This window comes from Pontibacillus sp. HMF3514 (genome assembly GCF_009858175.1).
Lineage (GTDB): Bacteria > Bacillota > Bacilli > Bacillales > BH030062 > Pontibacillus.
Map to the genome: position 1 here is coordinate 1,248,473 of NZ_CP047393.1, position 12,773 is coordinate 1,261,245.

Below are 12,773 nucleotides of genomic sequence, written 5' to 3' on the forward strand. Positions count from 1 at the left end.
TTAGCAGAGTGGGGGTCAGGTACCTTGCAACAAAAGGAGGTGAACGATATGCACCAAGGTGATGAAGTTTTTATAACGAAGTCAGGAAAGTACTATCATTATTTTGACGATGATTGTCCAACGTCTTCAAGCATTCTTAAGGGGAAGAAGGAAGCGCAAAAGGTTAGGGAAGAAGAGGCCAAGGAAATGGGGCTTACGCTGTGTAAGCATTGTGCGAAAGAGTATGAAGAGGATATGAAGGAAAGACAAGGATGTGTGGGTGCTGCGGTTTTCTTTATTGGAGCGGCAGTTGCATCGGTTGAATTTTTTACATATGTGATAGGATTATAAAGCAGAAAAACACTCAATGAAAGGTGCCTGACCCCTATCGCTTTAAAGCAGTGGGGGTCAGGCACTTCTAAGGCACTTCTTTTAGGCACTTCTTTTATTTTACTTCAATATTCTTTCAATCGTGTAGGTTCCGGTGTATTGCTCTGTCGTATTTAAGTAACCGATTACGTCTACCGTGTAGTCACCTTCTATTGTGTTAGGAATAAAGGTTTCCTCTACTGTGGTAGCAGCGTTTCCAGAAGATCCTGCTAAATCACCATTTGGGTCTCTAACTTCTAAATCTAAATCATTTGTTGGAGATACCCATTCAATTTTTACATTAAGACTTACTGTATCTTTACCTAGGTTAATCGTGTAATAATCATGAGATGCTGCATCCGCATCGGCGGCGCCAGGCCCAATGGAACTGTTCCACGTTTCTGTAACAAAATAGGTTTCATATGTTTTGCCCGTTTCTTTATCCTTATACTGTCCAGTGGTTGCTTTTGTTTTTGACGCTTGCTCTACTGCAGCATATGCATCTACATAACCTTTTCCTACTTCATGGAGTTCATAGCCACTCATGGGTTCTGCTGTTTTTTCCATAATATCTAATACTGCATCTGGATGAAGGTCTGGCTGTGCTTCTCTCATTAATGCAACGATTCCAGAGATATGAGGTGTTGCCATACTAGTACCACTTGCTGTTGTATAATATGGAAGATACTGCTCCTCAATATAATTCACATCCGTAGTCGTACCCAGCGAATTCATCACGAGACCAGTAGAAGACTTTGTGGAAACAATATCAACACCTGGTGCTGTGATATCTGGATGAACAAATTCATCACCTGGAATACCTCTTGAAGAGAAGTCGGCTAGTTGCTTATCTTTCGTTCCAGCAGCAACGGATATCACCCATGGGGCTGCTGAATATGGATTTAATGTATTGTTTTCAGGTCCTTCGTTCCCAGCGGCAAACGTTACAACCATACCAGCATCATGTAACTTTTTAGAAGCAACGTTAATGGGGTTATTTGGAGAATAATCGCCAGTAGTTCCCCAACTATTGCTTACGACGTCAATACCATACTCCTCATGATGTTCTAAGACATAGTTAAATGCTTCAAGAGACCAAAGAATATTAATCCCTTCCCCAGTACCAAGTCCAACCAACTGTGCATCTGGTGCAATACCAGCATACAACCCATCACTAGCAGTTCCATTACCAGCAATTGTACCAGCTACATGTGTCCCATGACCTGAAGAGGTATCTGTATTCACTACATCTTCTAGATAAAGACTCTCATCACCAAAAATACTGTCCCCAACTAGGAACTTTACATTTTGAATGACTTTATCTCCATATGGAAGGTCCTGATGTGTAGCGTCAATTCCGCTGTCTACCACAGCAATTGTTGTTCCTTTTCCAGTATAGCCGAGGTCGTTCCACACTCGTTCAGCCCCTACAAGCTTACGACTGTCTTTCATAAAATAATCTAATTTCTTATTGTAATAGATTGATCGTGCGTTTAAGCCTTGATCTAAAAGGTCGTTCACTTGACTGTTTGTCCCTGTAATAGCCACCATTGGAAGCTTACTGTATGTTTTAGTGTCTAACCCTAAATTCTGTAGAGCGTCCAAGTCTGATTCAGATGGCATTTGATCATAAGTTATTACAGCCTCAACGATAAAATCGCTAGATTCTGAGCTTAAAACTTCCTTAAGCGCATCGCCTACTTCTAATGAAGTGGCATTGGCCTTTGTTGAATGAAGATAACTAGATCCAAAACTAAATAAAACGAGCAATGCTATACTTACTTTGATAAAAAATTTCAAAACTTTTCCCTCCATTTCAGTATTTGTAATTTATGGTGATGGAAATATTTCATAATTTCAAATATATATTGTTAATTTTCTGAAAACAAAACCATCAGACTAGTTATTAGTGATATTATCGGCCTATATAAATGTAAATATTATCCACTTTTGGCTTCTTGTTTTGTCATCATTCTATCAAACTATGTTTTTCTTAGCGGTACATATAACGGTGGGGCTATTGGAGCTTGAAAAGGAAGTGCCTGACCCCCATTGCTTTAAAGCGGTGGGGGTCAGGCACTTTTTGAGGCACTTGAACTAGAATAAGATCTCATCTGCTTTAACTTCTGCTTCTTTTTCTTCGTATTGTTCGAGGACTTCGAGCATTTTGTTTGTGATGCTTTCGATTTCTCGACGGCTATAACCTAATTCGTTCATGGCGATCGTGGTGTAGGCGAGTGCGTCATTTTTCTCCACTTGGGTTCCTCCTAATGATCCATTCTTTTTCATAGTGTGTACAAATCATGAAAAATGTATTAGTTGTCTCTCTTTGGGATTATCCGTTCTTATCCTTTATAATAGGGGGAATCATTCTTTTATGGAGCAAGGAGATGACTTGCATGTGCTTAATCAACTTCGCCTATGGCATAGACGATACATACGACTTGGTGGTAGCCGCCAATCGAGATGAGTTTTACGAACGTCCCACTGCTCAAGCCCATTTTTGGGAGGATGCTCCTCATATTTTGGCAGGACGTGATTTAGAAAAGATGGGTACATGGATGGGTGTGACAAAAGAAGGGCGTTTTGCTGCGCTTACGAATTATCGTGATCCTGGTGAAGAGACGGAAGGGAAGCGGTCTCGTGGAGAACTCGTGAGTGGATTTTTGATGGGGGATGAGGATCCGGAGAGCTATTTGAAGGGTATTCAAAACAATCGAGATCAGTATCCTGGTTTTAACCTAATCGTTTATGATGGGCGGTCGCTTTTCTATTATTCGAATAGAGAAGATGAGATTCGAGTGCTTGAACCTGGTGTGTATGGATTGAGTAATCACTTGTTGAACACGCCTTGGCCGAAAGTAACGAAAGGGAAAGAAGGGCTGCAACAATGCTTGAAGGGGTCTGCAGGAAACTTGAAGGAATGTATCTTCTCAAGCTTACAACATGCAGAGCCTGCGCCTGATGAAGAGTTACCAGATACGGGAATACCACTTGAATGGGAGCGTAATCTCTCTCCACTATTTATTCAGACGCCTCAATACGGTACAAGAGCTTCCACACTTGTGTTTATGAATAGAGAAGAGGTCCGCTTTGTAGAACGTGTATATGAAAGAGATTCTTCTCATGAACAGGAGTTTACCATTTGAAAAGTGCCTGTCCCCTAATGCTTTAAAGCGATGGGGGTCAGGCACTTTTAAAGTTTAGTTAATCTTACTACGGGCTCAGTCCAGTCCCTTCGTTGCTAAACGGGCGCTTCCACTTTTCTTATTTATTCATTCATTCATCCATACTTCTCCATCCTTGTAGCTCATTTGCTCAGGATAACGAAGGTCAACAATTTCTTCTTGTATTTCTTGAGATGGAGCCTTTGTAGAAAGGGATACGATGATGTTGGTGAGGATGGCTGAAGCTGCACCGAACACCCCGGCACCTGTATCGAGGATGCCTAAAATCGTAAAGCCTCCGTATTTTGCTGCGAATATATAACCTAATGTCACGCTTAACCCTACGACCATTCCTGCAATAGCTCCTGGACCATTTGCGCGTTTCCACCATACACCTAATAATAGGGCAGGGAAGAATGATCCTGAGGCTAGAGCAAATGCCCAGGCGACAATTTGTGTAATGGCACCAGGTGGGTTTAATGCGGTAAGGCCTGCAATGACGGTTGCAATCACAATCGACCATCGACCAACTGCTAAACGTTTTTGCTCACTTGCATTTGGGTTAATGGTTCTGAAGTAGATGTCATGAGAAAGAGCAGCTGAGATGGCAATCATGAGTCCACCTGCCGTAGATAATGCTGCAGCCATGGCGCCTGCTGCCATTAATCCAATTACAAAAATTCCTAGGTTTGCAATTTCAGGGGTTGCCATGACAACGATGTCCTTACTAATCACAATTTCAGCCCATTGAAGTATGCCATCACCATTTTGGTCGGCTACAGATAAACGTCCGGTATTTACCCAAGCAGTTGTCCATTCGGGTAGGTTATTAATAGGACTTCCTGCTACATTGGTCATCAAAATAAAACGAGAAAAGGCTGCATAAGCAGGAGCCGATAAATAAAGTAGGCCAATAAATAATAGTGCCCAAGCTCCACTCCAGCGCGCTGCTTTCATGGTTGAAACGGTGTAAAAACGTACAATAACGTGAGGAAGGCCAGCTGTACCTGCCATCAATGTAAACATGAGGGCAAGAAACTGCCATTTCGTTGATTCTGTAAAAGGAACTAGGTATTCAGATATGCCAAGCTCTTGATCCAACTGACCTAATTCACCTATGATTTCCCCATAAGAAATCCATGGTAGAGGGTTTTGAGTAAGTTGAAGAGACATGAAGATAACAGGGATTAAATAAGCGATAATTAAAATGATATATTGAGCGACTTGTGTCCATGTAATCCCTTTCATACCACCAAAGGCTGAATAAAAGGCAATTAATACAACGCCAATTAATGTACCGACAGCCGCATCGACTTCTAGTAATCGTCCGATAACGACTCCGGAGCCTGATAACTGACCGATGGAGTAGGTGAAACTAATGATAATGGTAGCCAAAGCAGCAATTAATCGAGCTGTATCACTTTTGTAACGGTCACCAATAAATTCAGGCACAGTGTAACGCCCATATTTTCGTAGTTGGGGAGCAAGTAAAAAGGTAAGTAAAAGGTAACCACCTGACCAACCCATAATATATGCGAGTCCATCATAGCCCAAAATCATAACGGTACCAGCCATTCCGATAAAGGAAGCGGCACTCATCCAATCCGCACCAATAGCCATACCATTAAAAACAGGTGGGACTCCACGACCTGCTACGTAAAAGTCTGAAGTCGCTTTGGCCTTATTATAGAGAGCGATCCATATGTATAGACCGAATGTTAATCCTATGAGAGTTAGTGAGACTAAAAACTGTATATCCAATGTTTCTCCTCCTTCTGTATCCAAAAGATCGAATTAGCAAGAATTATTGATCTACTGTATGACCTGCACTAATGGCTTCATTTTGCTTTTCATCTATTCCATATTTTTGATCAATTTTGTCACTTACGATCGCATTGACAAATAAAAGGAGAATAAAGGTTAATACAGAACCTTGAGCACCCATGAAATAATGAAATGGAATCCCATTGATAGTGTAAGCAGATAAAGGTTCAGCGAAAAGAACAACACCATAAGAAACAGCAAACCAAATGACTAAGTAAATGGCAGTGGCAATGTTCCTAGCGCGAAAATAGCTATCTGCGACATGTTTCTCTACTTTTTTCATATTTTCACCTCCCTTCGGTGCGAATGCTTAAGCTATCCTCTTAAGTTAAAAATAAAGCGGACGGTTTCCCAGAACGGAAGGGGCACTAACATGATTTTAATGAGCATAAATGTAAATATAGCTAGAATAGGAAGTCCTAATAGAATGGGTTTCTTTTTATTCAAAGCAAAGAATACTGATAAAATGGTCAGGATTGAAAATAGTAAAACTAGAATCATTTGATTTCCCCCTTGGTGAAAGCGTTAACAAAAAGGTACATGTTCATTGGTTTCACTTAATTATGTGAGTAAATATAAAATTTTTGAAAATTTAATTAATTGCCATTATTAAGAAAATTATTTGTGATGTCAAGAGGTTAATATACTTAATTTGGTTTATTATCCATTGAGTGTAGTATAGAGCGAGTGTATAAAGATGGAACAAGCACAGAAAGAGATTTTACGTTATAATAGCGTTTGGGATGAAAGCCTAGTCGGTTCATGATTAGGCTTTTTGTACGTTTTTTGTAAGAAAAGGAGTTAAAGATACATGAGTGAGTCAGTTAGACGTAATGACCCGTGTCCTTGTGGGAGCGGGAAGAAATATAAGAAGTGCTGTATGAATAAACAGCAAGTGGTGCAGTTAAAAGAGGTGAAGGAAGAGCGTTTCCTTCAACAAAAGAACCAGCTTACGAGTAAGTTGAGATCCTTTATACATGATAAGGTTTCAGCAGGTGAGACGTACCAACTGGAAACCACATTTAATAAGCGAAGCGGGCGTGTGTTGCAGCAACATAAGCCTTATGCTCATTTCTGGATGTACTTTTTCTATCGTTATGAAAATGGACTTCGTGGGATTGAGTGGTTTGTGAAGGAGCAAGGCCATCGCCTGGATCAAGATGAGCGTAAAATGGCTGAACGTTGGATGCAGCTTAAGCCACAGCTCGTGCAAGCCGTTGAGGATCAAGAGGAGAATGTGATTTTTGAAGATATCGTAACAAAAGAAGCATATGCTGCACCTAAGTCCGAGGAGCATATTTCGTATGTAAAACCATGGTACGGAGCGTTGGGGCTACTTGAGCCGAAAGACGACGTTCATTATTTCAACGGCATGCGTGTCATGGTAGGACCATATGGGTTACGAAATGCGAAGCTAAAGGCTGAGGAGATCCAGGAGAGTACAGGACTTTCTCTTGATGAGGTACTCATCGATTATTACCCTGAAGTTTTCGCAGCGCTTCATCGAACGATTGAGGATAACGTCCCAGAAGGTGAAAACTATGAAGCGAAGGAGTATAAGTATTTCTTCAGTGTTGAGGACCAAGAACGTGCTACGGCATTTTTCGTAAATGATCATTCCTTCCAAATCGATGAGTGGACAGAATCTAGTCAGGAACTCACTTGGACGGGGAACTGGAAAACGTATGAGGACAATGAGATGAATGGTGAGATTTTAATTGCGGATGTTTACGCTGTGCTTTCCATTCAAAATGGAAAGCTTACGGTACAAACGTATGGAATCGAACATATGAATGCGATCTTCAAAAAACTGACGGAGGCACGCGGCGTGTTTATCTATCAGGATGAAAAGGTTACATCCATTGGAAACTTACCGATTCAGATCAAGCCAAAAACGGTTCGAATTCAGGATGGCATCCCTTCCTATTTTGCCTTGTACGCGCAAAATGAAGAGCTGTTAAATGTGGACGCACAGATTCCAAAATATCATTATAAGTCGTTACGTGAGCTTGTGAATGAGGGACATGAACAAGTCGCGGATGATTGGCTGAAGCAAAATGAGTATATGGTTTATGGGAACGTCGTCCAACAAGTTGGCGAAGTGGATGTCACTGCTGACTTTAATAAACCACGAAAAGAACTAGGGTTACCTCTTTCAGCTTTTGTAACAGGTGGAGCGGATCGTGTTACAGCGTTTAAGCCTGTGGAATCGCCGATTGATAGAGAGACGTATGTGGTGGAAGAAGACATTCCTGAATATGAGGATTTAGGTATTACGAATGAAATGAAGGATCTGTTTTTTGTTGAGGATCTGTTGCGTTTCTATCGTGAAAAAGTTGATGGGAAGTCTGATGCAACGAAGCGGAAGTATCGAGATAGTCTGTCTGTTATTCGCAAGCTTCTTGAGGTAAGCGAGATTCAGAGCTGGGATGCGTGTGATTTTAGTTTCTGGAAATTTGCTTTAACAGAAGGATTCTTTGAGGGAGTTGGTTATGCCAGCTTGACATATGCAAAAGATTTTATTTCTGTAGTGAGGGCTTTTACGAAGTGGCTTGATAAGGAAAAAGGCATGAATGTTGGAAAAGATGTAGCTGCATTTCTTAAAGAGAAGGAAAGTTCGATTTTGAATGCAGTAAGAATGGAAAATGCAATTATGGATTCCCCTGAATATCCTAATTTAGAGCATGAGTTTGAAGCTCAAACTGAGTATGAAATGGATCTGTTTTTAGTAGAGGAAATCAATAAGGATAGCCTAGTCCTTCTAAATTCAGAAGATCAACACCGTACACTTTCGATCCCAGAAGGTGCCGTACAATTTGCAGAGGTTAGTATGATGATCCAAGCAGAAATCGGAAAAGCTCGTAACGAATGGGATATTATTAAACTAGGTGAGGTATTTCCTGCGAAGTGATGGATGTAAGGCTGGCGAATATGCGGGAGCGCCTGAATATGAGTGAGTTTCGCTTGAAAATCGAGTGCTATCGCCTGCACATGGCTTAGGATCGCCCGAACTTGGGGTTCGACCGCCTGAATCATAAAAAGTGCCTGACCCCCACTGCTTTAAAGCGGTGGGGGTCAGGCACTTTTTCAGGCACTTTTTCATCATATCCCCCTAAACAAGCTCATAAATTTGTATAGACAACCAGTATAAGCTTTTGGGATAAATACCATTTGTGGAAAGGGGATACGTGTGATGTTAGGGTTCTTACAAAGAATTGGGAAGGCGCTGATGCTTCCGATTGCGGTGCTTCCTGCGGCGGCGTTGTTACTTCGACTTGGACAACCGGACTTATTGGACATACCTTTTATGGCGGCTGCTGGGGATGCGATTTTTGCAAATCTTGCTTTGTTGTTTGCGATTGGGGTAGCTGTTGGGTTATCAAAAGATGGTCATGGTGCAGCGGCCTTGGCTGGGGCTGTCGGTTATTTTGTGCTGACCAAAGGAGCTACAGCGATTAATGAGGATATTAAAATGGCTGTGCTTGGAGGTATTATTTCGGGTATTGTGGCTGGTCTTTTGTACAACCGCTATAGTGAGGTCAAACTGCCTGATTGGCTTGGATTTTTTGGAGGAAAAAGGTTTGTACCGATTATCACGTCTCTAGCCATGCTTATTTTAGCTGGCGTGTTTGGCTATGTATGGCCACCGATTCAGGAAGGAATTAATAATGTTGGTCAATGGATAGTTGATGCCGGTGCAGCTGGGGTTGGGGTGTTTGGTTTCTTAAATCGCCTCCTGATTCCAGTGGGATTACACCATGTGTTGAATACGCTTGTGTGGTTCGAGTTTGGTGAGTTTACCAATTCAGCAGGGGAAATGGTAAAAGGGGACTTATCCCGTTTCTTCGCTGGAGATCAGAGTGCAGGGATCTTTATGGCTGGGTTCTTCCCAATCATGATGTTTGGTCTACCTGCTGCAGCTCTTGCCATGATTGCGGCTGCTAAAAAACATCGTAGAAAAGCGGTATCTGGTGCGCTGATTGGTGTGGCTTTTACGTCCTTTTTAACAGGGATTACTGAGCCAGTTGAGTTCTTGTTCATGTTCCTATCTCCACTACTGTATGTGGTGCATGCTCTATTAACAGGGATATCTATGTCTCTAGCTACAGTTCTCGATATTCATCATGGATTCGGTTTCTCGGCGGGTGCCATTGACTACGTATTGAACTTTGGAATTGCTCAAAAACCAATCGAGTTGTTGATGTTAGGACTCGTTTATGGAGGGCTCTACTTTGTGATTTTCTATTTCCTCATTGTCAAATTGGACCTGAAAACACCAGGGCGTGAAGAGGAAGTGGAAGGGGAGTTTACAGAAAGTTATTCGGGTAGCGATTATGAGCAAAAGGCGAATCATTACCTAAGCGCTTTAGGTGGTAAGGAGAATATTGCTGTCCTAGATAACTGTGTGACGCGCCTGCGCCTGCAAATGGTGGATATGGCGAAGGTTGATGAAGTCGGATTGAAAAATGCCGGTGCCAAAGGGGTCTTTAAACTGAATAGTAAGGATCTGCAAGTGGTTGTAGGGACTGATGTTGAGCACCTTGCAAATGCGATGAAACGAAAATAAAAAAACAGTGCCTGACCCCCAATGCTTTAAAGCGGTGGGGGTCAGGCACTTTTAATGTTCTACAACGCTTGATTCGTTAACTTTTGTAATCCAGCCGAATGGGTCTTCTACTGTTCCGTATTGGATGCCGGTTACGTTATCATATAGTGCTTTTGCAACTTCTCCGGTTTGGCCTTCGTTGATGACCATATGCTGATCTCCCCATGACAGCTGGCCGATAGGGGACACAACGGCAGCGGTTCCGGTTCCGAATGCTTCTTCTAACTGGCCATCCTGATGCGCTTGATAGATTTCCTGCATGGAAACTTTTCGTTCTGAAATAGGATAGTTCCAATGTTTTAAGAGTCGGATTGCTGTACTTCTTGTTACACCTTCTAAAATGCTTCCGTTCAGTTCAGGTGTTACGATCTCACCATTGATTTTGAAAAAGACGTTCATGCTGCCCACTTCTTCAATATACTCCTTTTCAACACCGTCTAGCCAAAGAACCTGGGCGTATCCGTTCTTATTGGCTTCTTCCTGCGCTTTAAGGCTGGATGCGTAGTTACCGCCTGTTTTGGCTTCACCCGTTCCTCCGGTTACCGCTCGAACGTATTTGTTTTCCACAGCAATTTTTACTGGGTTAATGCCTTCTTTATAGTACGCGCCAACAGGTGATAGGATCACGATAAATTTGTAGTTGTGTGAAGGCGCTACGCCAAGGAAAGGCTCTGTTGAAATAATAAATGGTCGAATATAAAGAGAAGTACCTTCCGCTTTAGGGATCCAATCTTTCTCTAGAGCTACAAGTTCCTTCATGGCGTCTAACGCAAATTCTTCATCGATCTTAGGGATACACATTCGTTCGTTCGAGTTATTTATACGTTGTAAGTTAATGTCTGGTCGGAATAATTGAGCTTCTCCTTCTGGGGAGAGGTATGCTTTTAATCCTTCAAATACAGATTGGCCATAGTGGAAGACCATGGCTGAGGGATCAATACTAATATTTTGATATGGTATAATTCGCGCATCATGCCATCCTTTGTCTGGTGTGTAATCCATGATAAACATGTGATCCGTGAATTCTTTACCGAATTGTAATTGATCTGGTGCAGGTTTTTCTTTATAGGTGGAAGTGAGTTCTTTACGAATTCTACGATCTACCATATCTTCAGCCCCTTTTTGTGGAAAATTTTAATAGCCATGATAAAGGATTCTGAAAATTTACGCAATAGGTATTTTGGGAAAAGTGTATATGAAAACGTTTTTATTAAAATTTTCTAAACTTTCTATTAAAAACAGCTTGTAATTTTTTTCTTAGCGATTTAGAATTCTCCTTAATATCTTTTTGAAGGGAGGCTCGGCGATGGTTACGTTTTTTGCATCCATCACAATGTTGTTATTAGGATTTTTAGTTTATGGAAAGGTGGTAGAACGAATTATTGGGGTCGATGATCAGAGACAAACCCCAGCGTACACACAGCAAGACGGACTTGATTACATGCCAATGAGTTGGTGGAAAGGGAGTCTGATCCAGCTGTTGAACATCGCTGGGCTCGGACCGATTTTCGGAGCATTAATGGGAGCTTTATATGGACCTGTTGCATTTATCTGGATCGTAATCGGTACTATTTTTGGAGGGGCAGTTCACGATTACTTTGCAGGCATGATGTCCCTTCGACATAACGGAGAACAATATCCTTCTCTTGTAGGAAAATACTTAGGAAAAAGTGCACAAGCAATTATTAATATTGTTTCAATTGTCCTCATGATTCTTGTTGCAGCGGCGTTCACAGCAGGGCCTGCACAGCTGATGAGTGAGGTGACGCCACTAGGCTTTACAACAAGTATTGTCATTGTTTTTGCTTACTTAGCGATTGCGGCTGTATTGCCAATCAACAAAATCATAGGAAAAATTTATCCGGTCTTTGGTGCCATCTTAATTTTTATGGCGGTATCCATCGGTGTGGGAATGTTCTTTTTCGGTAATCCAATCCCGAATCTAACGATGAGCAACTTGCATCCGGACAGCATGCCAGTGTGGCCATTAATGATGGTGACGATTTCCTGCGGAGCGATCTCAGGGTTCCATTGTACGCAATCCCCAATCTTGGCTCGTACGCTTAAAAAGGAAAGTGAAGGTCGAAAAGTCTTTTACGGTGCTATGGTTGCTGAAGGTGTCATTGCATTGATCTGGGCAGCTGCAGGTATGACGTTTTACGGAAGTACAGGTGGCATCCAGGAAGCAATCACTGCCGGAGGACCAGCGGCTGTCGTGAACGAAATCTCAAAATCTACGCTTGGCTCTTTTGGTGGCATGCTTGCGATTCTTGGTGTAATTATTCTACCAATCACAACAGGCGATACAGCGCTACGTTCTTCTCGTATGATGCTTGCGGACTTGGTAGGACAAGTAACGAAAAAAGATCTACAAGGCAAAGGCGCTTTGTTAGGATTAATGGCCGTCGTAGCTGTACCAGCATTCTTACTTACGCAAATGGACTATAGCTTCTTATGGCGTTATGTGGGCTGGACGAACCAGGTTGTAGCAACCGTGATGCTATGGACAGGCGCGATGTACTTGGTGAAGCAACGCAAATTCCATTGGATTTGTAGTGTACCAGCGCTATTTATGACAGGAGCAATAAGTGTGTATATCTTCTACGCACCAGAAGGGTTAGGCATGGCATACTCGACATCCATGAAGCTTGGAGCGATCGTTTGGACGATCGTTGCGTTGAGATTCTTCTGGATGTTGTATGGTCATAAGGTTCGAGCGCTATTCCGTAAACCACAGGCGAATGTGTAGAGAGGAAAATTATTTTGATGTGCATCTCATATAAATGATTTTAAAAATGGCGTGCAATCTGACTACAGGATTGACACGC

Annotated in this window: 11 protein-coding genes; 5 read left to right on the forward strand and 6 right to left on the reverse strand. The window is 42.0% G+C overall.

Features of this window, described 5'->3' with window-relative positions; all coding sequences use genetic code 11:
- The first annotated feature begins 48 nt into the window (after positions 1-48).
- Positions 49-330 (forward strand): hypothetical protein, encoded by a 282-nt coding sequence (locus tag GS400_RS06510; RefSeq protein ID WP_160100140.1) that lies wholly within the window; start codon positions 49-51, stop codon positions 328-330.
- Between the two features lie 99 nt (positions 331-429).
- Here GS400_RS06510 and GS400_RS06515 read toward each other — a convergent pair whose 3' ends face one another.
- Entirely contained in the window at positions 430-2,148 is a 1,719-nt protein-coding gene (locus GS400_RS06515; RefSeq protein ID WP_160100142.1) for a S8 family peptidase, read from the reverse strand.
- Between the two features lie 297 nt (positions 2,149-2,445).
- Positions 2,446-2,604: a hypothetical protein gene (locus GS400_RS06520; RefSeq protein WP_160100144.1), complete on the reverse strand. Its 159-nt coding sequence runs from the start codon at positions 2,602-2,604 to the stop codon at positions 2,446-2,448.
- A gap of 143 nt (positions 2,605-2,747) precedes the next feature.
- Between GS400_RS06520 and GS400_RS06525 the strand changes: the two genes are divergently transcribed.
- Positions 2,748-3,497 (forward strand): NRDE family protein, encoded by a 750-nt coding sequence (locus tag GS400_RS06525; protein WP_160100146.1) that lies wholly within the window; start codon positions 2,748-2,750, stop codon positions 3,495-3,497.
- Between the two features lie 126 nt (positions 3,498-3,623).
- Here the strand turns inward: GS400_RS06525 and GS400_RS06530 are convergent, their stop codons facing one another.
- From GS400_RS06530 to GS400_RS06540, 3 genes are read right to left on the reverse strand one after another with little or no spacing between them, the layout of a single operon-like run.
- Positions 3,624-5,276: a sodium:solute symporter family protein gene (locus GS400_RS06530; RefSeq protein WP_160100148.1), complete on the reverse strand. Its 1,653-nt coding sequence runs from the start codon at positions 5,274-5,276 to the stop codon at positions 3,624-3,626.
- A gap of 43 nt (positions 5,277-5,319) precedes the next feature.
- Positions 5,320-5,622, reverse strand: coding sequence for a DUF4212 domain-containing protein (locus GS400_RS06535; RefSeq protein ID WP_160100150.1), 303 nt, complete (start codon positions 5,620-5,622; stop codon positions 5,320-5,322).
- 32 nt (positions 5,623-5,654) lie between these two features.
- Positions 5,655-5,840: a hypothetical protein gene (locus GS400_RS06540; protein WP_160100152.1), complete on the reverse strand. Its 186-nt coding sequence runs from the start codon at positions 5,838-5,840 to the stop codon at positions 5,655-5,657.
- 310 nt (positions 5,841-6,150) lie between these two features.
- On the opposite strand from GS400_RS06540, the gene GS400_RS06545 reads away from it, so the two are divergent.
- Both GS400_RS06545 and nagE read left to right on the forward strand, forming a co-directional pair.
- Positions 6,151-8,250, forward strand: coding sequence for an SEC-C metal-binding domain-containing protein (locus GS400_RS06545; RefSeq protein WP_160100154.1), 2,100 nt, complete (start codon positions 6,151-6,153; stop codon positions 8,248-8,250).
- Positions 8,251-8,532: 282 nt separating this feature from the next.
- On the forward strand, positions 8,533-9,906 hold the full coding sequence (gene nagE / locus GS400_RS06550) for an N-acetylglucosamine-specific PTS transporter subunit IIBC (RefSeq protein WP_160104530.1): 1,374 nt from the start codon (positions 8,533-8,535) through the stop codon (positions 9,904-9,906).
- A 51-nt stretch (positions 9,907-9,957) separates the two neighbouring features.
- Here the strand turns inward: nagE and GS400_RS06555 are convergent, their stop codons facing one another.
- Positions 9,958-11,052 (reverse strand): branched-chain amino acid aminotransferase, encoded by a 1,095-nt coding sequence (locus tag GS400_RS06555; RefSeq protein WP_160100156.1) that lies wholly within the window; start codon positions 11,050-11,052, stop codon positions 9,958-9,960.
- Positions 11,053-11,251: 199 nt separating this feature from the next.
- Here GS400_RS06555 and GS400_RS06560 point away from each other — a divergent pair, with 199 nt between their 5' ends.
- Entirely contained in the window at positions 11,252-12,694 is a 1,443-nt protein-coding gene (locus tag GS400_RS06560; protein WP_160100158.1) for a carbon starvation CstA family protein, read from the forward strand.
- Positions 12,695-12,773: the final 79 nt, after the last annotated feature.

Excerpts from the sequence above, each read along its gene's own strand:
- GS400_RS06535 (WP_160100150.1), bottom strand. The coding sequence starts at position 5,622 with ATGAAAAAAGTAGAGAAACATGTCGCAGATAGCTATTTTCGCGCTAGG.
- GS400_RS06510 (WP_160100140.1), top strand. The coding sequence starts at position 49 with ATGCACCAAGGTGATGAAGTTTTTATAACGAAGTCAGGAAAGTACTAT.
- GS400_RS06540 (WP_160100152.1), bottom strand. The coding sequence starts at position 5,840 with ATGATTCTAGTTTTACTATTTTCAATCCTGACCATTTTATCAGTATTC.
- GS400_RS06525 (WP_160100146.1), top strand. The coding sequence starts at position 2,748 with ATGTGCTTAATCAACTTCGCCTATGGCATAGACGATACATACGACTTG.
- GS400_RS06545 (WP_160100154.1), top strand. The coding sequence starts at position 6,151 with ATGAGTGAGTCAGTTAGACGTAATGACCCGTGTCCTTGTGGGAGCGGG.
- GS400_RS06560 (WP_160100158.1), top strand. The coding sequence starts at position 11,252 with ATGGTTACGTTTTTTGCATCCATCACAATGTTGTTATTAGGATTTTTA.
- nagE (WP_160104530.1), top strand. The coding sequence starts at position 8,533 with ATGTTAGGGTTCTTACAAAGAATTGGGAAGGCGCTGATGCTTCCGATT.
- GS400_RS06555 (WP_160100156.1), bottom strand. The coding sequence starts at position 11,052 with ATGGTAGATCGTAGAATTCGTAAAGAACTCACTTCCACCTATAAAGAA.